The 23,263-nt window shown below is 68.6% G+C and carries 22 protein-coding genes; 16 read left to right on the plus strand and 6 right to left on the minus strand.

Annotated features, from left to right (window positions below; genetic code table 11):
• The 15 genes from GVN21_RS05335 to GVN21_RS05405 all read left to right on the plus strand — a co-directional run.
• Positions 1 to 1,331: hypothetical protein (locus GVN21_RS05335; RefSeq protein ID WP_166573692.1), on the plus strand; the 1,331-nt coding region annotated here is incomplete at its 5' end.
• Between the two features lie 69 nt (positions 1,332 to 1,400).
• The gene (locus tag GVN21_RS05340) at positions 1,401 to 4,031 is read left to right on the plus strand and encodes a TonB-dependent receptor (protein WP_205689946.1); all 2,631 of its coding nucleotides are present in this window, start codon (positions 1,401 to 1,403) and stop codon (positions 4,029 to 4,031) included.
• A gap of 149 nt (positions 4,032 to 4,180) precedes the next feature.
• On the plus strand, positions 4,181 to 4,627 hold the full coding sequence (locus tag GVN21_RS05345) for a type II secretion system protein N (RefSeq protein WP_166573693.1): 447 nt from the start codon (positions 4,181 to 4,183) through the stop codon (positions 4,625 to 4,627).
• A gap of 8 nt (positions 4,628 to 4,635) precedes the next feature.
• Complete coding sequence (gene gspD / locus GVN21_RS05350) at positions 4,636 to 6,675, plus strand: type II secretion system secretin GspD (protein ID WP_166573694.1); 2,040 nt, start codon at positions 4,636 to 4,638, stop codon at positions 6,673 to 6,675.
• A gap of 5 nt (positions 6,676 to 6,680) precedes the next feature.
• A complete protein-coding gene (gene gspE, locus GVN21_RS05355) occupies positions 6,681 to 8,162 on the plus strand; it encodes a type II secretion system ATPase GspE (RefSeq protein WP_166573840.1) in 1,482 nt (493 codons plus the stop codon).
• Complete coding sequence (gspF, locus tag GVN21_RS05360; protein ID WP_166573695.1) at positions 8,149 to 9,360, plus strand: type II secretion system inner membrane protein GspF; 1,212 nt, start codon at positions 8,149 to 8,151, stop codon at positions 9,358 to 9,360. The genes gspE and gspF overlap by 14 nt, the downstream gene beginning before the upstream one ends.
• Positions 9,361 to 9,364: 4 nt before the next feature.
• Positions 9,365 to 9,805: a type II secretion system major pseudopilin GspG gene (gene gspG / locus GVN21_RS05365; RefSeq protein ID WP_166573696.1), complete on the plus strand. Its 441-nt coding sequence runs from the start codon at positions 9,365 to 9,367 to the stop codon at positions 9,803 to 9,805.
• Positions 9,777 to 10,244 carry a GspH/FimT family pseudopilin gene (locus GVN21_RS05370; RefSeq protein ID WP_166573697.1) on the plus strand — a complete coding sequence of 156 codons (468 nt, stop codon included), beginning with the start codon at positions 9,777 to 9,779 and terminating at the stop codon, positions 10,242 to 10,244. The genes gspG and GVN21_RS05370 overlap by 29 nt, the downstream gene beginning before the upstream one ends.
• Positions 10,234 to 10,602, plus strand: a complete 369-nt coding sequence (gspI, locus tag GVN21_RS05375) for a type II secretion system minor pseudopilin GspI (RefSeq protein ID WP_166573698.1) — start codon at positions 10,234 to 10,236, stop codon at positions 10,600 to 10,602. Before GVN21_RS05370 ends, gspI begins: the two co-directional genes overlap by 11 nt.
• A complete protein-coding gene (gene gspJ / locus GVN21_RS05380) occupies positions 10,599 to 11,198 on the plus strand; it encodes a type II secretion system minor pseudopilin GspJ (protein ID WP_166573699.1) in 600 nt (199 codons plus the stop codon). Before gspI ends, gspJ begins: the two co-directional genes overlap by 4 nt.
• A complete protein-coding gene (gspK, locus tag GVN21_RS05385; RefSeq protein ID WP_166573700.1) occupies positions 11,195 to 12,172 on the plus strand; it encodes a type II secretion system minor pseudopilin GspK in 978 nt (325 codons plus the stop codon). The genes gspJ and gspK overlap by 4 nt, the downstream gene beginning before the upstream one ends.
• Positions 12,169 to 13,266 carry a type II secretion system protein GspL gene (gspL, locus tag GVN21_RS05390; protein WP_166573701.1) on the plus strand — a complete coding sequence of 366 codons (1,098 nt, stop codon included), beginning with the start codon at positions 12,169 to 12,171 and terminating at the stop codon, positions 13,264 to 13,266. The genes gspK and gspL overlap by 4 nt, the downstream gene beginning before the upstream one ends.
• Positions 13,263 to 13,754: a type II secretion system protein M gene (locus GVN21_RS05395; protein ID WP_166573702.1), complete on the plus strand. Its 492-nt coding sequence runs from the start codon at positions 13,263 to 13,265 to the stop codon at positions 13,752 to 13,754. The genes gspL and GVN21_RS05395 overlap by 4 nt, the downstream gene beginning before the upstream one ends.
• Complete coding sequence (gspN, locus tag GVN21_RS05400; protein ID WP_166573703.1) at positions 13,751 to 14,443, plus strand: type II secretion system protein N; 693 nt, start codon at positions 13,751 to 13,753, stop codon at positions 14,441 to 14,443. The genes GVN21_RS05395 and gspN overlap by 4 nt, the downstream gene beginning before the upstream one ends.
• Positions 14,440 to 14,898, plus strand: coding sequence for a hypothetical protein (locus GVN21_RS05405; protein WP_166573704.1), 459 nt, complete (start codon positions 14,440 to 14,442; stop codon positions 14,896 to 14,898). The genes gspN and GVN21_RS05405 overlap by 4 nt, the downstream gene beginning before the upstream one ends.
• A 2-nt stretch (positions 14,899 to 14,900) precedes the next feature.
• Here the strand turns inward: GVN21_RS05405 and GVN21_RS05410 are convergent, their stop codons facing one another.
• The 4 genes from GVN21_RS05410 to GVN21_RS05425 all read right to left on the minus strand — a co-directional run bounded on the left by GVN21_RS05410 (position 14,901) and on the right by GVN21_RS05425 (position 20,685).
• On the minus strand, positions 14,901 to 16,046 hold the full coding sequence (locus tag GVN21_RS05410; protein ID WP_166573705.1) for a carboxypeptidase-like regulatory domain-containing protein: 1,146 nt from the start codon (positions 16,044 to 16,046) through the stop codon (positions 14,901 to 14,903).
• 80 nt (positions 16,047 to 16,126) lie between these two features.
• Entirely contained in the window at positions 16,127 to 17,104 is a 978-nt protein-coding gene (locus tag GVN21_RS05415) for a nitronate monooxygenase family protein (RefSeq protein ID WP_166573706.1), read from the minus strand.
• Between the two features lie 10 nt (positions 17,105 to 17,114).
• Positions 17,115 to 17,432, minus strand: coding sequence for a GNAT family N-acetyltransferase (locus GVN21_RS05420; protein ID WP_166573707.1), 318 nt, complete (start codon positions 17,430 to 17,432; stop codon positions 17,115 to 17,117).
• The gene (locus GVN21_RS05425) at positions 17,425 to 20,685 is read right to left on the minus strand and encodes an amidohydrolase family protein (RefSeq protein WP_166573708.1); all 3,261 of its coding nucleotides are present in this window, start codon (positions 20,683 to 20,685) and stop codon (positions 17,425 to 17,427) included. Before GVN21_RS05425 ends, GVN21_RS05420 begins: the two co-directional genes overlap by 8 nt.
• A gap of 69 nt (positions 20,686 to 20,754) precedes the next feature.
• Between GVN21_RS05425 and GVN21_RS05430 the strand changes: the two genes are divergently transcribed.
• Positions 20,755 to 20,982 carry a sulfurtransferase TusA family protein gene (locus GVN21_RS05430; RefSeq protein WP_166573709.1) on the plus strand — a complete coding sequence of 76 codons (228 nt, stop codon included), beginning with the start codon at positions 20,755 to 20,757 and terminating at the stop codon, positions 20,980 to 20,982.
• A gap of 14 nt (positions 20,983 to 20,996) precedes the next feature.
• On the opposite strand, the gene GVN21_RS05435 is transcribed toward GVN21_RS05430, so the two are convergent.
• Positions 20,997 to 21,923, minus strand: coding sequence for a YihY/virulence factor BrkB family protein (locus tag GVN21_RS05435; protein WP_240902773.1), 927 nt, complete (start codon positions 21,921 to 21,923; stop codon positions 20,997 to 20,999).
• Between the two features lie 207 nt (positions 21,924 to 22,130).
• Positions 22,131 to 23,258 (minus strand): CaiB/BaiF CoA-transferase family protein, encoded by a 1,128-nt coding sequence (locus GVN21_RS05440; RefSeq protein ID WP_166573710.1) that lies wholly within the window; start codon positions 23,256 to 23,258, stop codon positions 22,131 to 22,133.
• Between the last annotated feature and the right edge of the window lie 5 nt (positions 23,259 to 23,263).

Genomic DNA, 23,263 nt, shown 5'->3' on the forward strand with positions numbered 1-23,263 from the left:
GTGGCGGCGGTGGCGGCGGCGGTGGCGCGGCCACGGACTGCCCGACCGGGTTCGCCAACGTCGGCACGGTCAACGCCGCGGTCGGCGGCACGCTGCGGGTCTGCCAGCTGCCGGCCCTGATCACCGGAAACCTGGTGGTTCCGCTGCGCACCGGCACCATCTATTCGGTCAGCGGCCGGGTCGATGTCGGCCAGGATCGCGGTGGCAACGCCGCCTCGCCGATCGCCGGCGCCGCGCAAGGCATCCTGACCGTCGAGCCGGGCGTCCGCATCTTCGGTTCGGCCGGCCTTGACTACATCGTGGTCAACCGCGGCTCGCAGATCTTCGCCCAGGGCACCTCGACCTCGCCGATCGTCTTCACCAGCCGCCAGAGCGTCGAAGGCACGGCCGGTACGGACGCCATCGGCCAATGGGGCGGGCTGGTCATCCTTGGCCGCGCCAACATCTCCAACTGCCCGGCCGCCGTGCCCTACAACAGCCCCAACTGTGAAGCCCAGGTCGAGGGCACCAACGCCCTCTACGGCGGCAGCAACGAAGCCGACAACTCGGGCGTCCTGCAGTACGTCCGCGTCCAGCACTCGGGCTTCCAGATCCTGCCCGGCAATGAGCTGAACGGCATCACCTTCGCCGGCGTCGGCACCGGCACCACCGTCGACCACATCCAGGTCCACAACAGCTCGGACGACGGCGTCGAGTTCTTCGGCGGCAACGTCAACGTCAAGTACCTGGTCCTGACCGGGAATGATGATGACTCCATCGACACTGACCAGGGTTACGACGGCCACATTCAGTTCGCCCTGGTGGTTCAGCGCGCCAACGGCGGCGACCGGATCATCGAGGCCTCGATGGCCGCCCTCGCCACCGGCAACCAGCGCAGCCGCCCGACGATCTCCAATTTCACCTTCGTCGCCCGCGACAGCGGCAGCGACGCGATCGTCCTGAACACCGGCACCGACTACCGCCTCTACAACGGTGTGGTTACCCGTCCCGGCACGACCGGCGCCTGCCTGGACATCGATGACGCCGCCACCACCGCCACCTTCCGCTCGGTGTTCATGAGCTGCTCGCTGGCCTTCCGCGACGACGCGAACGTCAACGCCGCGGCCGCCTCGGCCATCTTCGGCCCGGGCGCGAACAACAACACCTCGAACGGGACCTCGACCCTGACGGGGACCTTCATCAACGGCGCCAATGAGAACGCCGTCGCCGTGACCACCCCGGTCCCGCTGAGCAGCTTCTTCACCCTGCCGCTCAACATCGGCGCCGTCCGCAACTCGACCGACACCTGGTACGCCGGTTGGGCCTGCGGCGTGACCAGCACGACCTGCTGATCGTAGCGCGGCCGGCGGGACCGTCCCGCCGGCCGACGCTCCCCGCGGTTTCCAATCAAGGCTAATCTCATGTCGAAGCTGTCCGTGACCCTGATGGGTCTGTTGCTGGCGACCACCGCCCTCAGCGCGCCGTCGCTGGCCCTGGCCCAGGACGCCCCGCCCGCCGAAGAGGGCGAGGTCGAGGAGATCGTCGTCCTCGGCAAGAACATCCCCGAGCCGATGCGGGAAACCGGCGAGGTCGCCGCCTTCCTGCAACCGGAAGACCTCAAGCGTCAGGGTGACGATACGGCCGCGGAGGCCTTGGTGCGCCTGACCGGCCTGTCGCTGGTCGGCGGCAAGTTCGTCTACGTCCGTGGCCTGGGCGAGCGCTACAGCTCGGCTCTGCTGAATGGTTCGCCCCTGCCCTCGCCCGAGCCTCTGCAACGGGTGGTTCCGCTGGACCTGTTCCCGGCCAACATCCTGTCGGGTACGATCGTCCAGAAAACCTACTCGCCCAACTACCCGGGCGAGTTCGGCGGCGGCATCATCGACCTGCAGACGATCGGCACGCCCGATGAGCCCTTCTTCACCGTCGGCCTCAGCACCGGCGGCAACACCGAGACCACCTTCCAGGAAGGCATCACCTACTACGGGTCGGACTACGACTGGCTGGGTTATGACGACGGCACGCGCGACACCCCCCGCATCCTCCAGCGCATCGCGCCGGACCGGCTGCGGGTCAGCGAAGCCAACTACACCGACGCGCAGCTGCAGGACATCGGCCGCGCCTTCGTCAACGCGCCGCTGAACCTGATCCAGCGCAAGAACGACATGCCGCTGAACTATGGCATCGACGTCTCGGGCGGCTACTCGTTCGACCTCGGCGATGCGGGCTTCATCGGCGTGGTCGGCGTGCTGGGCTTCGACAACAGCTGGCGCAACCGCTCGGGCATCCAGCAGGACGGCATCGTCCAGGCGGGCGTGATCAGCGTCAACACCGACTACCGGGTTCGCTCGACCGAGAACAACGCCACCCTCAACGGCCTGTTCGGCCTGTCCTGGGAGTCGGGCGACGCGACGCAGAGCGTCAAGTGGACCAACCTCTACATCCACTCGACCCTCAAGGAAGCCCGGGTCCGTGAGGGCTATGACGCCAATGCGCCGGGCCAGGGCCTGGTGCGCGACGACTACACCGAGTGGTTCGAACGTAGCCTGATCAACACCCAGCTGGCCGGCAAGCACGAGCTTGGTGACTTCGAGCTGACCTGGCGCGGCGCCTTCGCCAAGACGGCCCGCAACAGCCCGTACGAGAAGGGCATCCGCTACTTCTGGGTCGATGCCGACAGCGATGGCGTGCAGGACGCCAACGAGCCCTACCGTCACGACGGCTCATCGGTGCAGAACTACACCCGCTTCGGCGAGGTCGAGGACCAGGTCGCCAGCTTCGGCATCGACGGCCTTTACACCCTGGCCCTGTCCGACAGCCGCGAGATCAAGTTCAGCGGCGGCTTCGCCTGGATGGACAACGACCGCTCCGCCGTGTCGCGGGAGTTCCGCTTCCTGGCTCTGAACAACGCCATCCCGCTGGATGTCCAGGACAGCCGGGTCGACTACCTCCTGTCCGACTACAACATCGGCCCGTTGCTGTTCATGCTTCGGGAAACCACCGGGTCGGATGGCGCCTCGGCCTACAAGGCGGCGCTGACCACCCGCGCCGGCTGGTTCCAGGTCGACGCCGAGGTCATCCCGCTGGTCCGCGTGGCCCTGGGCGTTCGCTACGAGGACGCCGAGCAGGGGGTGACCCCGATCGACATCTTCAGCGGCCCCTTGCCCGCCCCGCCGAAGCTGGAGAACAGCTATTGGCTGCCGGCCGCCACCGTGACCTGGAACTTCTACGAGGACATGCAGCTGCGCTTCGGGGCGTCCAAGACGATCGCCCGGCCGCAGTTCCGCGAACTGGCCCCGCAGACCTATCTCGATCCGGACACCGACCGCCTCTACATCGGCAATCCCTACCTGGTGGACAGCGAGCTTCTGAACCTCGACGCCCGCTACGAGTGGTACTTCGCCACCGGCCAGTCGTTCACTGTCGGGGCCTTCTACAAGGACATCGACAAGCCGGTCGAAACCATCGTCAACGAAGGTGGCTCCAGCCTGCAGACGACCTTCCTCAACGCGCCCAAGGCCATCCTCTACGGCGCCGAGATCGATGTGAAGACCTACATCGAAACGCCGATCGACGGCGGTCGCGTGCTGGTCTCCGCCAACTACACCTGGACCAAGTCCGAGGTGCAGGTCGAGCCGGGTGACGAGGTGTTCCCGCTCTCCGGCGGCGGCGCGCCGCGTCCGGCCATCGACTATGTCCAGGACGGCGACGCCCTGCAGGGCCAGTCGGAGCACCTGGCCAACCTGCAGCTGGGCTGGGAATACGAGCCCTGGAACCTGCAGGCGACCTTCCTGGTCACCTACGTCAGCGAGCGGATCTCCGCCCGTGGCCGCACCGGCTTCCCGGACCTGATCTCGGACCCCGGCGTGACCATCGACTTCACCTACCGCCAGGGCTTCGAGGTGATGGGCAAGGAGGTCGAAATCGGCTTCGAGGCCCGCAACCTGACCGACGAAAACTCAGAAGAGTTCCAGGAGCTGGGCGGCGGTCGCGTCGACACCAACACCTACGACCTCGGCCGCAGCTTCTCGGTCAGCCTGACCACCCGGTTCTAGCATTCGGCCCACCTGGGCCGGATCGACGGACGCTCTCCGCTTCATCCGAGCGGGGAGCGTTTGTCATTGTAGTGTCGCCTAACCATCACGTTTCTGCGGCCTCGGAGGGCTAACCGAGCGGACGACCAAGCCGTTTCGGGGACCCTTGAGTGCCGGCCTTCCAGCGCCTTCTGACTGGCGGACCACGCCTTGCGACCGCCCGCGCGGTGGTCGAGGTCGTGCTGGTCCTGCTGATCGCAACCCAGGCGGCGCGCCTTGTCTGGACCATCGTGGCGCCCCCTCCCCCACCCGCCCCGACGGCGGGCGCCAAGCCGGCGGACCTCGCCATACTGGCCCAGTTCAACCCCTTCCTCGGCCTCGACACCCCCGCCGGCCGCCGCGCCGGTGGCGACAGCCTGCGGCTCTACGGCGTCCGGGTCGTCGACGGCGGCAAGAGCTCCGCCATCATCGGCTCGCCCGACGGGCGCCAGGCCTCCTACCTCGTCGGCGAGGCCGTCGCCCCCGGCGTCATCCTCCAGGCGGTCGAGGAAACCCACGTGGTGCTGTCGCGTGGCGGTTCCACCTCGAAACTCGCCTTCCCCGATCCCGCCCAATAAGGACGCCGATGCTGCGGAAACCCCTCCGGACACTCGCCCTGGCCCTCGCGTTGACCGCGAGCGGCCTGGCGTCCACGGCCCCGGCCATCGCCCAGACCCAGGTGCTCAATGTCCAGGACGCGGACATCCGCGCCTTCATCCAGGACGTCGCCCGCAGCACCGGCATGACCTTCATCATCGACCCGCGGGTCAAGGGCACGGTCAGCGTGGCCAGCGACGGGCCGCTGACCAAGTCCGAGCTATTCGATGTGTTCCTGGCGACCCTGCGGTCCAACGGCTTCCTGGCCGTCCCGACTGGGCCCAGCACCTACCGCATCGAGCCGGCCGAGAACGCCGCCCGTCAGCCTGGTGTCGCCCGCAGCGGCTTCGTCACCGAGGTCTTCCGCATGCGAACGGTGGACGCCGCCGCCGCGGCCGAGATGATCAAGCCGCTGGTCGGGCCCCAGGGCGTGGTCACCGCCAACCCGCGCGGCAACACCATCGTGGTCGCCGACTATGCCGACAACGTCCGCCGCATCCGGGGCCTGGTGGCCCAGATCGACCAGGACAGGTCGCAGGTCCAGACCGTCACCCTCAAGCACAGCTCGGCGACCGAGGTGGCCCGGGTTCTCAACGAGCTCACCTCCACCTCCGGCGCCGACGGCAAGGGCCAGCGGGGCGCCGTTTCCATCGTGCCGGTTGAGAGCAGCAACTCCATCATCCTGCGCGGCGACCCGGATGCGGTCGCCAGACTGTTGCCGACCATCGCCGATCTCGACCGCCGGGCCGAGGCCAACGCCGACGTCCAGGTGATCTTCCTGCAGCACGCCAACGCCGAGGAGATGCTACCGGTCCTCCAGCAGCTACTCGGCCAGACCCCGACGACGCCTTCGACCGCGAGTGGCTCCACCAGCCGTGGCTCGACAGATAGCGCCTCGACCGCCGCCGCGCCCGCCTCCTCCGCCACCCCCGGCGCCCAACGCGCCAACATCGCTCGCTACCCCGGCGCCAACGCCCTGATCATCAGCGCCGATCCGGCCACCCAGCGGATGCTGGCCAACGTCATCCGCCAGCTGGACGTGCGCCGCGAGCAGGTGGTGGTCGAGGCCATCGTGGTCGAAATCTCGGACGGCACGGCTCAGCGGCTGGGCGTCCAGACCATCCTGGGCGGCGGCGACAACGTGCCCTTCGCGGCCACCAACTACTCCAACACCGGCCCCAACATCCTGGCCCTGACCGGCGCCATCGTCGGCCAGCAGAGCCTGCCCGAGGACAGCGACCTTCTGGCCGCGCTGCAGCAGACGGCGATCGACTCCCTGATCGGCTCTAATGGCGCCCTGGCTGCGATCGGCGGCACCCTGAGCGGCGACAGCCTGTTCGGCTTCATCATCAACGCCGTGCGCGAGGACAACTCTTCCAAGCTGCTGTCCACCCCGCACATCATGACCCTGAACAACCGCGAAGCCACCTTCCTGGTCGGTCAGGAGGTCCCGATCACCACGGGCGAGACCCTCGGGGATGGCAACGACAACCCCTTCCGCACCATCCAGCGCCAGGACGTCGGCATCCGCCTGACCGTGCGGCCGCAGATCAACGCCGGCGGCGGCATCACCCTGCACATCCGTCAGGAGGTCTCGGCCATCGCCGGCACCGTCTCGACCAACTCGCCCGAGCTGATCCTCAACAAGCGGGTCATCGAGACCACGGCGGTCATCGACGATGGCGAGATCGTGGTGCTGGGCGGCCTGCTCCAGCAGGACGAGCAGATCAGCCTGGAGCGCACCCCACTGCTCAGCGACGTCCCCATTCTTGGTGAGCTGTTCAAGAGCCGAGCCCGCGAGGGCAAGCGCACCAACCTGATGATCTTCCTGCGCCCCCGGATCGTCCGCAACGGCGCCGACGCCCGCGCCATCGCCGGCCAGCGCTACGAGATGCTGCGCCAGGACCCTGCCCTGACCGGCAAGGATGGGGTCAACAGCCTCGACAAGCTGGTCATCGACCAGCTCGACGCCGTCCCGCCGACCGTTCCCCCGCCGCCCCCGGCTCCAGCTCCGGCGCCGCCGAAATGATCACCCTGGCCGACCCGACCCTGTCCTACGGCTTCGCCAAGCGGGCGGGGGTGTTGCTCCTGTCGCTCGGCGAGACGGCGCGGGTGGCCCTGCGCGAGGGGTCGGACCCCGCCGCCCTGGTCGAGGCCAGGCGCGCGCTGGGCCGGCCGCTGGCCATCGAGACCCTGCCGCCCTCAACCTTCGATCGCCGCTTCTCCGAGGTCTACGCCGGCGAAGGCCTGGCCGCCTCCAGCGCCGACAGTGTCGAGATGGCCGGCGGACTCGACGCCCTGCTCGACGACATCCCCGCCACCGCCGACCTGCTAGACCCCCAGGACGAGGCCCCGGTCATCCGCCTGATCAATGGCCTGATCGCCGAGGCCGTGCGCGTCGGCGCCTCCGACATCCACGTCGAGCCGTTCGAGCGGGCGCTGACCATCCGCTTCCGCGTCGATGGCGTCCTCTCCGAAGTCCTCAGCCTGCCCCAGCGCATCGCCCCGCTGCTGGTCTCCCGCATCAAGGTCATGGCCCGGCTCGACATCGCCGAGAAACGCCTGCCGCAGGACGGCCGCATCTCCCTGGCGCTCGGCGGCAAGTCCCTCGACGTGCGGGTCTCCACCCTCCCCGCCCGGGTCGGCGAGCGGGTGGTGCTGCGCATCCTCGACAAGGATCAGGCTGGCCTGCAGCTGCAGGAACTGGGCATGGCGCCGAACGTCCTGCGCCTGTTCGAGGCGGCGGTGCGCGAGCCACACGGCATCATCCTGGTCACCGGCCCCACGGGCTCGGGCAAGACCACCACCCTCTATGCGGGTCTCGGCCTGCTCAACGACGCCAGCCGCAACATCCTGACCATCGAGGACCCGGTCGAATACGCCATCCACGGCGTCGGCCAGACCCAGGTCAACACCAAGGTCGGCATGACTTTCGCCGCCGGCCTGCGCGCCATCCTGCGTCAGGACCCGGACGTGGTCATGGTCGGCGAGGTCCGCGACAGCGAGACCGCCCAGATCGCCGTCCAGGCCAGCCTTACCGGTCACCTGGTGCTCTCCACCGTCCACACCAACGACGCGGCCGGCGCCGTGGTCCGCCTCCGCGACATGGGTGTCGAGCCCTTCCTGCTAGCCTCCACCCTGCGGCTCGTCCTTGCCCAGCGCCTGGTCCGCCGCCTCTGCCCGCATTGCGCCGAAAGCTACCCCGCCGACGCCGCCACCGCTCGCCGCCTCACCGTCGAGACGGGCCACAGCCTGCGCCGCGCCAAGGGCTGCGCCGCTTGCGGCCAGACCGGCTATGCCGGCCGCCTAGGGATCTACGAGGCCCTGCGCATCGACGACACCGTCCGCGGCCTGATCGCCTCCAACGGCGACGAACTGGCCCTGGCCCGCGCCGGACTGCGCGAAACCGGCGACCTCGCCGCCGCCGCCCGCGAGCTGGTGCTCCAGGGTGTCACCACCGTCGAGGAGATGCTCCGCGTCACCCGCCAGGGAGCCGAGGCCCATGGCGGCGTTTGAGTACCTGGCCCTCGACCCCAAGGGCGCGCCCCGTAACGGCGTGATCACTGCCCCTGACGAGACGACCGCGCGCCAACTGCTGGAAAGGCGTCGCCTCGCCCCCGTCCGCCTGACCCCGGCCAATGACACCGGCCCGGGCCTGATGCCGAACCTCTTCAAGGACCGGCTGAAGGGCAAGGACCTCTCCCTGGTGACCCGCCAGCTCTCCACCCTGGTCTCGGTCACCCCGCTCGAAGAAGCCCTGCGCGCCATCGCCCAGAACAGCGACCAGCCCAAGGTCCGCGCCATCCTCGGCGAAGTCCATGCCGGCGTCCGCGAAGGCTATCGCCTTTCCGAAGCCATGGGCCGCGCCGCCACCAGCTTCCCGCCCCTCTACCGCGCCATGGTCGCCGCCGGCGAAGCCTCCGGCTCCCTGCCCGCCATCCTCGAACGCCTCGCCGACCTGCTGGAGCAGGAACAGGCGGTGAAGGCCAAGCTGGCCACCGCTCTGGTCTATCCGATCGCCCTGGCGATCACCGCCATCCTGGTGGTCATCGCCCTGCTGACCTTCGTCGTCCCAAAGGTCGTCGACCAGTTCGACAGCATGGGCCAGACCCTGCCCCTGCTGACCCGGATTATCATCGGCATCTCCCATGTGTTGGGAACCTACGGCTGGATCCTCGCCACCCTGCTGGTCATCGGCGCCCTGGCCTTTGCCCAAGGCCTGCGCAGCCCCGGTTTCCGCCTCGCCGTAGACGGAGGCCTCCTCCGGTTACCCGTCATCGGCCGCCTGCTGCGCGAAGCCAATGCCGCCCGCCTGGCCCGCACCCTCTCCACGATGCTGGCCAGCGGCCTTCCCGTCCTCGAAGGCCTGACCCTCACCGCCCGCACGGTCGAGAACCGGGTCCTGCGCCGCGCCACGGAGGAGATGGCCATCTCCATCCGCGAAGGCGGCGGCCTGTCAGCGGCCCTGCGCAAGGCAGCCGTCTTCCCACCAGTCCTGCTCTATATGGCAGCAAGTGGCGAGAGCAGCGGCCGTCTGGAGATGATGCTGTCGAAGGCCGCCGACTACCTCGAACGCGAGTTCAACACCTTCACCAGTGCCGCCCTCAGCCTGCTGGAGCCGGCGATCATCATCGTGATGGGCGCCGTGGTGGCGACCATCGTCCTCTCCATCCTGCTGCCCATCCTACAGATCAACACCCTGGCCATTGGTTAGCTTCATGTCGCAAGAGCCTGAAAACAAACGTCCCCGCCGCGCCGGCTTCACCCTGGTGGAGATGATGGTGGTGGTGGTCATCCTCGGCCTGCTGGCCACCGTGGTGATCATCAACGTCCTGCCCGCCCAGGGCCGCGCCATGAAGGAAAAGGCCCGCGCCGACATCGCCACCCTGGAACAGGCCGTCGAAAGCTACCGCCTCGACACCTTCGCCTTCCCCCGCGGCGACGCCGGCCTAGCCGCTCTGACCACCGCCCCCGCCGGCATCCCGGCCAGCCGCTACCGCGAAGGCGGCTACATCAAGCGGCTGCCGGATGACCCGTGGGGTAACCCCTATCAATACCGCTACCCCGGCAAGAACGGGTCCTTCGACATCTACAGCTACGGCGCCGACGGCAAGGAGGGCGGCGAGGGCGATGACGCGGACATCGGCAATTGGAAATAGCCAGGCGCGGCAAGGGTTTACCCTCGTCGAGTTGATGGTGGTTCTGGCCGTGCTGGGACTGATGGCGGCGGTCGTGGTGATCGCCATCCCCGACGGTCGGATGACCCTGGCCGCCGAGGGGGAACGTTTCGCCGCCCGCCTCAAGCGGGCGCAGGAGGAGGCCGTGCTGACCAATCGTCCCGTTGAAGCCGCCCTCACCCCCGCCGGCTACGCTTTCCGCGTCCGCCGGGCCGGGGGCTGGCAGGCGCTGGACGAGGGGCCGTTCCGCGAAGAGGCTTGGCTGGCCGGGACCGAGGTCTCCGCCGAGAAGGAGGCGACCCGCGTGGCTTTCGATCCCACGGGTTTGGCCACGCCCGCCCAGTTCACCCTACGCCGCCGGGGCCAGGTCGTTGAGGTGGCGGTCGACGCCGCCGGGAATGTGACCGTCGATGCCCACTGAGCGCCGCGCCGGCTTCACCCTGATCGAGCTTCTGGTGGCGCTCACCGTCTTCAGCCTGGCGGCCATCGCCCTGCTAAACGTCTCGGGCGAGAACACCCGCGCCGCCGGCCGGATCGAGACCCGCGCCCTGGCCGCGGTGGTCGCCGAGAACCGGGCGGTCGAGGTCATGGCCGCCGCCCTGCCACCCCGCATCGGGGCCACCAATGGGGCCGAACAGGCCGGCGGCCGCACTTGGCGCTGGACCCGCAACGTGGTCGCCACTTCCGACCCGGACATCCTGCGCATCGACATCCTCGTGCTCGACCCCGTCAGCCCCCGCCCGGCCGGCGGTCTGACCGTGTTCCGGAGCCTCAAATGAGGCGCGACGGCTTCACCCTGGTCGAGATGCTGGTCGCCCTGCTGGTCTTCGGCCTGCTGGCCGCCGCCGGCGCCGCCGTCATGGGCTCGACGCTCACCAACCAGAGCGCGGTCAAGTCGCGGGTCGAGCGCTTCGCCGACTTCCAGCGCCTCCGCGCCGTCCTCCGCGCCGACCTCGCCCAGGCCGCCCCTCGCCGCACCCGCGACACCTCCGGTCAGCCGGCCGGCGTCGCCTTCATCGGGGGCGACCCCTGGGGCGGCAACGCCGAGCGCCTGTTCGTGGTCGTGCGCAGAGGCTGGGAGAACCCCGACAGGGCCGCCCGCCCCTCCCTGCAGTACGTCGAATACCGCCTCAGTGAGGGCCGTATCGAACGCCGCGTCCGCGCCGCCCTCGACGGCACGGCGCTCGGGCCGGCCCAGGTGTTGCTGGACGGCGTCGAAACCAGCCAGGTGGCCTTCCTCGGCAATACCGAATGGCTCGCCGCGTGGAAGGGCCAGGCCGGCGTCGAAATCCCCCGCGCCGTCCGCCTCGACCTCACCATCGAGGGCCTCGGCCCCGTCACCCAGCTGTTCCTGACCACGGGGGACGGCCGATGAAGGCGCCAGCCCACGAACGCGGCGTCGCCCTGCTGACCGTCCTGCTGCTGGTGGCGGTGATGTCGGCCATCGCGGTCGGCGTGCTCGACGACATCCGCTTCGGCATCCGCCGCACGCTCAACGCAGCAACCGGCACGCAGGGCCAGTACTTCGCGCTCGGGGCCGAGCAGCTGGCCCGCGCCCGCATCGGCCGGCTGCTGGAGCGCGACACGACCCGGACCTCGCTGGAAGGCGGCTGGAACGGCCAGCCCATCGTCTTCCCGATCGAGAACGGTGAGATCCGCGCCAAGGTCACCGACGCCACCGGCTGCTTCAACCTCAACAGCCTGGTCACCGTCGGAGGCGGCGAGCCCTTCGTGCGGCGCGAGGCTGGCGTGCGCCAGTTCACCGCCCTGCTCACTGCCCTCAACATCGCCGGCGCCCCGGCCTTGGCCGACGCCCTGGCCGAATGGATGGACAGCAACAACGTCGGCGCGCCGGGAACCGAGGACGACGGCTATCTGAAGGGCGAGGCGCCCTATCGCACCGCCTCGGTCCCCCTGGCGGAGGTCAGTGAACTGCGCGCCGTCCGTGGGTTCTCCGCCGGCGTCTATGCGACCCTGCGGCCTTACGTCTGCGCCCTGCCGACCACCGACCTGTCGCCGGTCAACATCAACACCCTGCCGCCCGAGCGCGCGGTGGTCCTGACCGCCCTCACCGAAGGCGGCATCGGCGTCAATTCGGCGCGCGGCATCCTCGCCAGCCGCCCGGCCGCCGGCTGGCGAGACCTCGCCGCCTTCTGGAGCCAGCCCGCCTTCGCCCAGACCCCGGCCGACGCGGCCGTGCGCAGTCAGGTCGATGTGCGCAGTCGCTACTTCGCCCTCGACGCCGAGGTCAGCTTCGCCGGCGGCGAGACCGTGATGAGCTCCCTGTTCGAAACCCCCTCGCCGGGCGGCGTCCGCCTGGTCGCCCGCCGCTGGACCCGCGACGAATGACCCTATCACGCCTCGTCATCCTGTTCGCCGACCCAGAGCGACCGCCGGAGGTCCTGGAATCCTCCCAGGGCGAAATTATGCGCTACGACGTCTTCGTAGAGGGCGAGCCGGCCGGCTGGGCTCCGGCCCGCACGACGCTGGTCGTTCCGGGCGCCGAGGTGCTGGCCCGCTGGCTGACCCTGCCCACCGGCAGCGATACCCAAGCCCGGTCTGCGGCCGGGTTCATGCTAGAGGAAGCCCTCGCCGGACAGGGCGCTCGCCAACATATCGCGGTCGGCCCCCGCGAGGATGGCGAGCGCCTTGTGGCCGTGGTCGATGAGGCCCGGCTGCACGGCTGGCTGGACCGCGCCCGCGTCCTCGGCTTCAAGCCTGACGGGGTGACCCCCGACCACCTGATCCTGCCGGCGCCGGAGGATGACAGCCTGATCGGCGTCCGCTTTGGCCAGCTCCTCGCGGTGCGAGGCCGGGACATCGCCGCCTCGGTCGAACCCGATCTGCTGAGCGCGGTGCTGGGCGATCGCGCGCCGCCTCCGGCCAATCCGCTCGATGCCGCCGCCCTGTTGGCGCGGGGTGCCGAGGATCCGGCGATCAACCTGTTGCAGGGTCAGTTCGGCGAGGGCCGCGATCGTGGGACCGAGGGCGGTTGGCGTCGTGCCGCCATCCTCGCCGGCGTGCTGATCCTCTCGCCGCTGGTGATCGCCCTGGCCGGCATCGCCCGCAACACCGGCGCGACCCTGTCGCTGGAGGACAAGGCCGACCGCCGCGCCGTCGCCCTGGCCCCCGCCCTGCGTGGCCAAGCGGACCCAGCCGACAAGCTGCTGGCCCAGATCGAGGCCCGCCGCTCGGCCGACCAGTTCCTCGACGTCTCCGCCCGCACCTTCCGCCTGATCCAGGCCTCCGGCGCGGTTCGGATGGAGACCCTGGTCTACAGCGCCGACGGTTCCTTACGCACCAGCATCGCCTACGCCAACTATTCCGACCTCGACAGCCTTAAGGCCGCCGCCAAGGGCGCCGGACTGGAGGTCGCCGAGGACTCCACCGTCACCGAAGGCGGCCGGATCACCAGCGACCTGATCATCCGGAGCGCCCGATGAACGCCGTCCTCGCCCGCCTCCGCGGCCAGTGGGCCGCCCGGTCCCAGCGTGAGCAGCTCATGCTGGCGGTGATGGCCGCCGTCCTGTTGCTGGTCGGCGGCTGGTACGGGTTGGTCGTCCCGCTCGGCAAGGCCGCCGAAGCCTCGGAAAACAGCGCCCGCATCGCCGCCGGCCGCCTGGCCCAGCTCGAGACCGCCGCCCGCTCCGGCACGGTCAGCCCCGGCGCCCTGGCCGCAGAGGCTCGCCAGCCGCTGCAGGGCGTGGTCGATGCCGCCGCCCAGGCCTCCGGCGTGACCATCAACCGCCGCCGGGAGGAGGAGGATGGCCGCCTGACCGTCTGGGTCGCCGCTCTCGATCCCGCCACCCTGATGACCTGGCTGACCACTCTTGCCCGCGCCCATGGCGTGGCCGTCACCGAGGTCACCGCCAGCCGCATCGAGGGCGGCTTGCTGGAAGCCCAGATCACCCTGGCGAGGCCCGCCGCATGACCACCCCCCGCCTCCTGATCGTCTTCGTCGCGGCCTTCATCGCCATGCTGATCGCCTTGATCCCACTCAGCGCCGTGCTGGGCTGGTCCAGCCTGCCGTTGGCGGCCGAGCGAGTCGAGGGCACGCTCTGGGGCGGCAGGCTGACCGGCGCCGCCGTCGCCGGCCAGCCTGTCGGCACGGTCAGGACCCGGCTGGAGATCCTGCCCCTGTTCGGTGGGGTGGTTCGGCTGCGCACCGAGACCAAGGGTCCGTTTACCGGCAAGGCCCGACTGATCTCCGCCAAGACCCGCATGGGCGCCGACCTAGTCACCGGGGTGGTCGCCGTGGAGGGCCTGGGCCTGCCCGACGCCACCGTGCGGCTCGACAACGTCACCGCAGCCTTCGACCGCGGCCGCTGCATCCGCGCCGCCGGCAAGGCCCGCGCCCAGGTCGGCGGCGGCGGCGTGCTACCCCAGCCCGTCGAGCTCACCGGCGCTCCCGCCTGTATCGATGGTCGGTGGACCCTGCCTCTGTCGGGCGAGACGGGCGGGACCCGCGTCGAGGTCCAGCTCGGCTTCTCGCCCGACGGCGCCTGGCGCAACGAGCTGATCCTCATTCCCACAGATCCGGCTTTAGGGCAGGCTCTGTCGGCTTCCGGCTTTACTCAGGACGGCGATCGCTGGCGCCGCGTCACCGAGGGACGTCCATGATCGGCCAAGCCGTTTTGATCGCCCTGGCCTTGCTGGCCGCACCCAAAACTCAGAAGGCGCCCGCCCCCAACGACGGCGGCGTCCCCTTCCAGGAAATCGCCCAGCAGCAACTGGCGCCCGGCCAATGCGCCCTGTTCCTCTGGGCCCGCACCAGCCCTGCTCGCCGCATCCTGATGGCCACGCAGAACCCGGCCTCCGCCCGTATCGCCCTGAAGGGCAGGACCCTCGACCTGCCCCTGACCGCCTGGGACGGCGAGGCCCACATGGGCATCCACGAGGTCCAGACCTTCTCGGCCAACGGCGTGACAATCACCGTCCGCTTCGACGGGAAGGCGCGCGAGGGCCTGGTCGGCGGGCTGGTCGCCGAGAACGGCTCGGTCGAGATACGGGACGCTGAAGGTTGGGAAACCGTGGTCCCAGCCGCCGGCATGTTGGCCTGCCAGCCGGCCGGCTGAGCCTATTCCTCTTCACCCACACCGAGTTCCATTTTGATCGACGCCACCAGGGGGCAGACGTCGTCTGCGCAGTTGGCCGAACCCGACTGTATGTTTGGCGTCGGGTAGGTCATTGGGCTCGCCCCCCAGTTGCCCGAGAATGCCAGGATCTCGACCGTAGCATCGCGCTTGACCAGCAAGCAGACGAGGCCAGCGGCATTGGTGAAGCCTATGCTGGTTCCGGCATAGTCCATGCCGATTGCCCGGACTTCGGCGTTGGGGAAGGGTATCTGAGCCTGGGTGATGTCATCGACCGAGTAGACCTGAACCTTGATGCAGGTGGTCTCGTACGGATCGTCACCGTTCCACTGGCCAGTCCCAGTGATGACGCCGCTATAGACCAGCGGCTCGATTTGACGCAGAGCGCCCGTCCGCGCCCAGTAGCCCGACGTCTGGTCGAACAGGTAGAGTCCCACGGATGGGCCGGGCCGAAGACGCTCGGGGACGCGCAGGGTGAAGGGCAGCTCGACACCCTTGGCAACCGACAAGGGTTTCCCCTCCGCGTCTGTGACCGCTAGATCGAACATTCCGAATGATTGCAGCTTGGCCGTTACGCCGGCGGTGTCCCGAGCCGTGAAGTCCCCTGGCGCAGCTGCCAGCGACCGGGAATCGAGAATGCCTATCGGCGTTACGCTGATGTTGATCCGGCCGCGCGCTGGCTGACCGTCAGCGGTGACGAAGGCGTTCGGCGGAATGGTGAGACTGCCGTCCGAACCGATCGCGGCCTGTCCACCGCGATCGGCCGACAGAACGGTCGGTGCGGCCCTGGACCGAAGGACCAGCGGGGAGAGGTGGACCTCACCGGCCATCGAAATCGTCATGGGCCGGGCGGTCGAAACCCGCCCTGGAGCCGTTACGCCCAGGGCCAGCCGACCCGGATCCAGCGTGCGGCGAATCCCGAAAAGCCCCGCGGCGTTCGACTTGGCCACGGCCTTTCCATCGATCGACACCAGCGCATCGGCGACAGGCCGGCCGTTCTCATCAACCACCTTCCCGCCGATGGACACGTAGGCGGTGGGGGGCGCCGGCTTCGCCGGTGGAGGCGGCGTGCAGCCCAGAACCATGGCGGCTACAAAAAGAGAAAGGAGTCGGGGGAAGGCCCTGGGCATTCTAGCGGTCCTTGATCGCTGACGGACGGGAACGCGCACAACCGAAAGCCGATTGTGACACGTCCTCGCCCGAGAGTCGATCAGGCCGCCGCGAACCGCTGCAGCCGCTGGCGGATGATCTCGTCCGCCTCGCTCATGATCCGGTCGATCAGTTCCTTCACGGTCGGAATGTCGTGGATCAGGCCGGCGACCATGCCGCAGGACCATGCGCCGGCTTCCATTTCACCGTCCCGCATGATCCGGGGATAAACCCCGGCCACTTCTTCGATAATGTCCTCGAACTTGATGTTCGAGCCCAGTTCCTTTTCCTTCACCAGCAGGCGCTCGACCGCGGCGTTGGTCAGCACCCGTTCGGTATTGCGCAGCGGACGCATCACCAGCCGGGTGTCCAGTTCACTTGCCGCGACCAGCGCCTGTTTCACATTCTCATGCACCGGCGCTTCCTTGGTGGCGATGAAGCGGGTGCCCATGTTCATGCCTTCGGCCCCCAGAGCCATGGCGGCGACCAGCGAGCGCCCGTCGGCCATGCCGCCGCTGGCCACGAAGGGAATCTTCAGTTCCTCGGCCGCGCGGGGCAGCAGGATGAAGTTGGGGACATCGTCCTCGCCGGGGTGACCGCCGCACTCGAAGCCATCGACGCTGACCGCGTCGCAGCCGATCGCCTCGGCCTTGAGGCTGTGGCGGACGGAGGTGCACTTGTGGATCACCTTGATCCCCGCATCCTGCAGCGGCGGCAGCCACTTGGCCGGGTTGTTGCCGGCGGTCTCGACGGCCTTCACGCCGCTGTCGATGATCGCCTTCACGAAGCCCGGATAGTCCGGCGGGGTCACGCTGGGCAGGAAGGTCAGGTTCACGCCGAACGGCTTGTCGGTCATCTCCCGGCAGCGGGCGATCTCCTTGGCGAGGTTCTCCGGGTTGCCCTGCGTCAGGCCGGTGATGATCCCCAGGCCCCCGGCGTTGGAGACCGCGGCGGCCATCTCGGCGAAGCCGACGAAATGCATGCCGCCTTGGATGATCGGATGCTCGATGCCGAAGAGTTCGGTGATGCGGGTCTTCATGGCGTTTCCTTTAGATGCCCAGGGCTTTTCTGTAGTCCGGGTGGACCAGGTCATGGAATTCAGGATGCTTGGCGATGTAGCTGGCGAAGAAGGTGCAGACCGGGATGACCTTCATCCCCTTCTCCCGCGCCACGCCCAGCGCATGCCGCACCAGGGCCGAGCCGACGCCCTTCCCCTCGAAGGCGGGCGGCACCACGGTGTGCGGGAACAGGATGCCGCTCTCCAGCAGCCGGTACTCGGCGAAGGCTGTCTGACCGTCGAGATGGATTTCGAACCGGCCTTCCTTGGCGTCTTCCGGGCGGTTGTCGATGACGCTGAACTTAGTCATGGCCGTGCCCATCTCCCGTCGCTTCGCTCGCCGCCGCGCCCCAGGTCTCGCTGCCGGCTTCCTTGAACCAGAACGGCTTGCGGGCGCGGACCCGCGTGCCGACCTCGTTCATGTCGTTATCGAACACCCGGCCGTTGATCACCGTGAAGCGGATCGAGGTGGTGTTCCTGATGTCGGCCAGCGGATCAGCATCCAGGATCACCAGGTCGGCCAGCTTTCCGACCTCCAGCGAGCCGATGTCCCTGTCCATGCCCAGCGCCTGGGCGCCGTTGATGGTGGCGGTCTTCAGCGCCTGGTGCGGGGTCATGCCGCCCTGGGCCATCATCCAGATCTCCCAGTGCTGGCCGAGGCCTTCGCGCTGGCCGTGGGCGCCGGCCTGGACCGAGACGCCCTCGTTGTTCAGCTCAGTCGCCACGCGGGCGATGCTGATATGGTTCAACTCCTCCTTCGGCACCTTGACCGGCCGACGCGAGCGAGCGTCGAGGATGCGGCGCGGAACGTATTTGCTGAGGATCGGATGGTCCCAGACGTTGGTCGTCTCGTACCAGTAGTTCTCGCCCCAACTGCCGCCATAGGCCACCACCAGGGTCGGGGTGTAGGCGGTGCCCGTCTGCTTCCACAGCTGCTTGACGTCATCATAGATGGCCGCGACCGGGATCGAGTGCTCCACCGTGGTGTGGCCGTCGATCAGCATGGTCATGTTGTGCATGAACAGCGAACCGCCCTCCGGCGTCACCGACATATCCAGGGCCCGGGCGGCGGCGATGATCTGCTGGCGCTGGTCGCGGCGCGGCTGGTTGTAGCTCTTGACGCTCCAGGCCCCGGCCGCCTTCAGCCGGCGCAGGTGGCCGGCCGCCTCGTCGGGCGTGTCGACCTTGGCGGTGAAGGCCGTGGTCGCGCCATAGAGGATGGTGCCGGTCGAAAAGATCCGCGGGCCGACCACCTCGCCCGCCTTGACCAGCTCGCTGTGGGCGAAGATCTCGCTGGTGTCGTTCGACGGGTCGTGGATCGTGGTCACCCCGAAAGCCAGGGCGGCGTAGTTGACCCAGCTCTGCTGCGGAATGATCTCGTCCGAGCCCATCGAGCCGTGCCAGTGGGCGTCGATCAGGCCAGGGATGATGGTCTTGCCGGTCAGGTCGAAGGTCTTGGCGTCGCCCGGCACGGCGACGGAGCCGCGCTTGCCGATGGCCTCGATGCGGTTGCCGTTCAGCACGATCACCCCGTCCTCGATGACCTCGTCGCCCTTCATGGTGACGATCTTGGCCCCGACCAGGGCCACGCGGCCGGTGGGCGCGTCATGGGCCTTGGAGAAGCCGAGGCTGATCCCTTTCTCGGCCGGCTTGGGCAGGTCCTTTGGCGCGCCGTCTACGAAGGCGAAGGCGTCCCTCAAGTCGCGGGAATAGAGCTCTGGCCCGAGGCTCCACCACAGCCGCTTGCCGTCGCCCGACCAGTGCAGCCACTCGCCGGCGTCGCGGGTCAGGCGAGTGACCGGCAGGGCCTTCATCTCCGGCCCGACCTCGACTGATTTGCCGGTCACCACCAGCGGGGCGACGTAGGCGTTGAAACGCTCGGTCCAGGCCACCCATTTTTCGTCGGGCGAGACCGCGAACTCGGCGGCGTTGGCGGTGGTCAGCAGGGTCTTCTCGTCGCCCCCGTCCAGCCGGATCGAGCGCAGGGCGCGCTTGCCCTCGGGCTCGAAGGTCATGAAGTAGACCCGGTCCGCCGCAGCGCCGAAGGTCGGGTTGGCGCCGTTGCGGCTGACCAGTTTGGCCGCGCCTCCGGCGGCGGGGACGCTGTAAATGCCGGGATCGCCGCCCCACAGGGCGGTGGTCAGGAAGCCGTCGCCGACCTTGCGATAGACGATGTTGCGACCGTCGGGGCTGAAGGCCGCCTCGATATAGTGGCCGGGCTTCTGGCTGACCGTGCGGCCCTCCCCGCCCGCCGCCGGGACGACGCGAATGGTCCCGAAGGTCTCGTCACTCCAGGTTGTGTAGACGATCTGCGAGCCGTCCCGCGACCAGGAGGGATAGAGCTCGAAATGCTCGTCCTGCGTGGTCAGCCGCCGCGCTTGGCCGCCGGCCACGTCGCGGATCCACAGCTTGCCCAGCGCCTCGAACACCACCTTGTCGCCGCGCGGCGAGACCTCCGCCCAGCGGATCATCTTCACGTCGAAGGCTTTGGGCGCCACGTCCACCTTAGCCCGCACCGCCGGGGTGACCCGGCGGGTGGTCTTCACATGGAAGGGAATCTCGGTCTTGGCCCCGGTGGCGGCGTCGATCTTCCAGATCTTGCCGCCGGCCCAAGCGACAATAGCCTTGTTGTCCGGCGTCCAGGCCATGCCCGGATAGAGGCCATGGATGGCCCAGGTTTCCTGCATGTCGCGGTCGAGCCCGTCGAAAACAGCCGTCTCACGGCCGCTCTCCAAGTCGCGGACTAACAGCGTGGTCTTGTACCGAACCCGCCGGATGAAGGCCAAGCTCTTGCCGTCCGGCGAGGGCGTCGGCCGCACCGAGCCGCCCGGCCCGGTGACGTAGGCGTCGGTGATGCCGGTCTGGCGATCCAGCCGCTGGATCACATAGATCTGGGTGTTGGGATCCTTGCTGTATTCGAAGGTCCCGCCTGGCGTGGCGTCATCGCTGAAGTAGAGGTAGCGGCCGTCGGGGCTGAAGGCCGGCTCGCCACTGTCCTTCTGGTCGGTGCGCTTCTTGGTCAGCTGCACCCCGTCGCCGCCCGAGCGGTGATACATCCACATCTCGCCGGCCCCCAGCGACCGGGCGGAGGTGAAGTGCTTGCGGGCAACCACGAACTCGGAGTCTGGGCTCCAGCTGGGCGAGTTGAGCAGGCGGAAAGTTTCCTTCGACACCTGGCGCGGGTTGGAGCCGTCGCGATCGACGATCCAGATGTTGTCCCCGCCGCCCCGGTCGGAGGTGAAGGCGATCCATTTGCCGTTCGGCGAATAGCGGGCCTGCATGTCCCAGGCGACGCCGCTGGTCAGGGCCTTGGCCTCGCCGCCGCCGACCGGGATGACATAGAGATCACCCAGCAGGTCGAAGACGATCTCCTTGCCGTCAGGGCTGACGTCCACCGTCATCCAGGTGCCGTTGGTGGTGTCGATCGGCACGTCCTTGAAGGGTCCGGGCGGGGCGTTGACGTCCCACTTGTTCGGATCGGCCTTCTTGGGCTGGGCGCCCGCGATAACCGGGGTAACCGCAACCGACAGGCCTACCACGGCCGCCAATAGACCCTTGAACATGCAGCACCCCTCAACGACTGGACGGCGGACCCTAGCGATAGATTCCCGGCCGCGCTATCGGCTGTGTCGATGTCCGATCCCCTGATCATCGACGCCCGCGGCCACCGCTGTCCCGTCCCGACCCTGAAGCTGCGGCGGGCGTTGGAAAGGCTGGAGCCTGGTGGGCTGGTTCGGCTGACGGCGGATGATCCGATGGCCAAGGTGGACGTGCCGCACTTCGCGGCGCAGGGCGGGCATCAACTGCTGGAACAGGTCGAGGCGGACGGTGCGGTGAGCTTCTTGGTCCAGAAAGCCTGACCCCATCCCTGGGATCAGATCAGCGGCGGAGGCTGCAGATCCAGTTCGGGCGCCGCAATGGCCAGCTCCACCTCGGTGGCGATGGCTCCGCCCAGGAACACCGCGTTGACGTTCCAGCTGAGCCAGATCAGGAAGACCACCACCGCCGAGACCGAGCCATAGGTCGCCCCCAGGTGGGCGATCTGTTCGACGTAGAAGGCGCTGGCCCAGCTGGCCCCCACGGCAAGGGCGGCGGCCGCTGCGCCGCCGATGATCGAGGCGCGCCAGGCGACCGGCTCGCGGCTCATGGCGTACCGGTAGATCATGGTCATCGCCAGGGTCATGCCGATGCTGGTCCAGGTCCATTCGCTGTAGAGCCAGAGGGTGTCGGCCAGAGGCTTGAGGTTCATCGCCGCCCCCATCAGCCGCAGCATCAGGAACAGGGCCGAGACCACCCCCATCAGCACGAAGGCGCAGATCAGCACCACCAGGGCCATGAAGTTGAAGCTGAGGAAGCCCCGCTGATTCTCTTCGTCGTGGATGAAGGAGAGGCCCGCCAGCAGGGCCTTGAATCCGCGGTGCGCGGCATAGCCGCCGATGATCACCGCCAGCAGGCTCTGGGCCGAGACCGCCTGCAGCGGGGCGTGGGCGAGACGGACCAGTTCCTGCTTGAACAGCGCCTGGGCGCCGGGGGGCATGACGCGGGTCAGGTTGTCGGCGCGCTCGGCGATCTGGTCCGGGTCGGCCAGCAGGCCAAACAGCCCCATTCCGATGGCGATGGCCGGAAACGCCGCCAGCATGGCCCAGAAGGACACCCCGCCGACGTACAGCATCACGTCGCGGCCCCAGAGCCGGGAAAGGGATTTTCCGGATACGGACAGAATCAGCCGCACCCAATGGGCGGGGTCGAGGTCTCGCCAAAGAGACGCAAGGCTGGCGAGGCGGGCCCGGGTGTCCGACATGGCGCGGAACCTGCCCTCTGCGTCGCTGCGGCGCAATACAAGACGGCGCGCCGCCCGTGTTACCGAGCGACGCGCCTCCAGGATGACCTTGCCTTCGTCCTGTATGACCCGGAAACCCCACTTTCGAGGGACGGGAGAGCGCAGGGCCTCCAGATCACGATGTCAGGTTACGAGTCGGCGGCTGAACCGTGGCTGAACAAAACGAGACTAAAGGGCGCCGCTTTCTTGCAGCTTGGCAACATCGGCGTTCGAGAAACCCCAGTCCCCAAGGGCCGCCGCGTTGTCCGCCCCGATCTTCGGGGGCGGTCCCTGGATCTTGCCTGGGGTGGCCGAGAAGCGGGGTGCCGGGGCCGGCTGGATGACGCCCTCGACGGTGACAAAGGTCTCGCGGGCGACGTTGTGGGCATGCTTGGGGGCCTCATCCAGGTCGAGGATGGGGGCGAAGCAGATGTCGGTGGCGTCCATGATGGCGCACCACTCGGCTTGGGTCTTCTGCTTCAGCACCTCCGCCAGCTTGGCGGTCAGCGAGGGCCAGGCGCTGCGGTCCATCTGATTCTGGAACTCGGGATCGGTGATGCCGGTCTTTTCCAGCAGCAGGGCGTAGAACTGCGGTTCGATCGAGCCGATCGAGATCCACTTGCCGTCGGCGCACTGGTAGGTGTCGTAGAAGTGGGCTCCGCCATCGAGCAGGTTGGAGCGGCGGGTCTCCTGCCAGGCGCCCATGGCCTTGAAGCCGTAGAACATGGCCATCAGCGAGGCGGCGCCATCGCTCATCGCACAGTCGATCACCTGGCCCTCACCGGAGGCGCGGGCGTGGATCACCCCGGCCAGCAAGCCGAACGCCAGATAAAGGGCGCCGCCGCCGAAATCACCGACCAGGTTCAGCGGCGGAATCGGCTTCTCGTCGGTGCCGATGGCGTGGAGCGCCCCGGTAATGGCGATGTAGTTCATGTCATGCCCGGCCGCCTTGGCGTAGGGGCCGAACTGGCCCCAGCCGGTCATCCGGCCGTAGACCAGCTTGGGATTGCGTTTCAGGGCGACGTCGGGACCAAGGCCGAGACGCTCCATGACGCCGGGGCGGAAGCCCTCGATGATGCCGTCGGCCGATTCCATCAGCTTCAGGCAGGTCTCGATGGCCGCCGGGTTCTTCAGGTCCAGCGCCACCGAGCGGCGGCCGCGAGCCGTGATGTCGGCCGGCGAGGAGCGGCCCGAGCCCTTGCGGTCGATGCGGATAACGTCGGCGCCCAGGTCCGACAGCAGCATGCCGCAGAACGGCCCCGGCCCGATCCCGGCGAATTCGATGATCTTCAGGCCGGAGAGAGGACCCTGAGCCATGTTCG

The sequence above is a fragment of the Caulobacter sp. SLTY genome (assembly GCF_009905535.1).
Taxonomy (GTDB): Bacteria; Pseudomonadota; Alphaproteobacteria; order Caulobacterales; family Caulobacteraceae; genus Caulobacter.

Excerpts from the sequence above, each read along its gene's own strand:
- GVN21_RS05340 (WP_205689946.1), top strand. The coding sequence starts at position 1,401 with ATGTCGAAGCTGTCCGTGACCCTGATGGGTCTGTTGCTGGCGACCACC.
- gspD (WP_166573694.1), top strand. The coding sequence starts at position 4,636 with ATGCTGCGGAAACCCCTCCGGACACTCGCCCTGGCCCTCGCGTTGACC.
- gspF (WP_166573695.1), top strand. The coding sequence starts at position 8,149 with ATGGCGGCGTTTGAGTACCTGGCCCTCGACCCCAAGGGCGCGCCCCGT.
- gspG (WP_166573696.1), top strand. The coding sequence starts at position 9,365 with ATGTCGCAAGAGCCTGAAAACAAACGTCCCCGCCGCGCCGGCTTCACC.
- GVN21_RS05370 (WP_166573697.1), top strand. The coding sequence starts at position 9,777 with ATGACGCGGACATCGGCAATTGGAAATAGCCAGGCGCGGCAAGGGTTT.
- gspI (WP_166573698.1), top strand. The coding sequence starts at position 10,234 with ATGCCCACTGAGCGCCGCGCCGGCTTCACCCTGATCGAGCTTCTGGTG.
- gspJ (WP_166573699.1), top strand. The coding sequence starts at position 10,599 with ATGAGGCGCGACGGCTTCACCCTGGTCGAGATGCTGGTCGCCCTGCTG.
- gspK (WP_166573700.1), top strand. The coding sequence starts at position 11,195 with ATGAAGGCGCCAGCCCACGAACGCGGCGTCGCCCTGCTGACCGTCCTG.
- gspL (WP_166573701.1), top strand. The coding sequence starts at position 12,169 with ATGACCCTATCACGCCTCGTCATCCTGTTCGCCGACCCAGAGCGACCG.
- GVN21_RS05395 (WP_166573702.1), top strand. The coding sequence starts at position 13,263 with ATGAACGCCGTCCTCGCCCGCCTCCGCGGCCAGTGGGCCGCCCGGTCC.
- gspN (WP_166573703.1), top strand. The coding sequence starts at position 13,751 with ATGACCACCCCCCGCCTCCTGATCGTCTTCGTCGCGGCCTTCATCGCC.
- GVN21_RS05405 (WP_166573704.1), top strand. The coding sequence starts at position 14,440 with ATGATCGGCCAAGCCGTTTTGATCGCCCTGGCCTTGCTGGCCGCACCC.
- GVN21_RS05410 (WP_166573705.1), bottom strand. The coding sequence starts at position 16,046 with ATGCCCAGGGCCTTCCCCCGACTCCTTTCTCTTTTTGTAGCCGCCATG.
- GVN21_RS05415 (WP_166573706.1), bottom strand. The coding sequence starts at position 17,104 with ATGAAGACCCGCATCACCGAACTCTTCGGCATCGAGCATCCGATCATC.
- GVN21_RS05420 (WP_166573707.1), bottom strand. The coding sequence starts at position 17,432 with ATGACTAAGTTCAGCGTCATCGACAACCGCCCGGAAGACGCCAAGGAA.
- GVN21_RS05425 (WP_166573708.1), bottom strand. The coding sequence starts at position 20,685 with ATGTTCAAGGGTCTATTGGCGGCCGTGGTAGGCCTGTCGGTTGCGGTT.
- GVN21_RS05430 (WP_166573709.1), top strand. The coding sequence starts at position 20,755 with ATGTCCGATCCCCTGATCATCGACGCCCGCGGCCACCGCTGTCCCGTC.
- GVN21_RS05435 (WP_240902773.1), bottom strand. The coding sequence starts at position 21,923 with ATGTCGGACACCCGGGCCCGCCTCGCCAGCCTTGCGTCTCTTTGGCGA.
- GVN21_RS05440 (WP_166573710.1), bottom strand. The coding sequence starts at position 23,258 with ATGGCTCAGGGTCCTCTCTCCGGCCTGAAGATCATCGAATTCGCCGGG.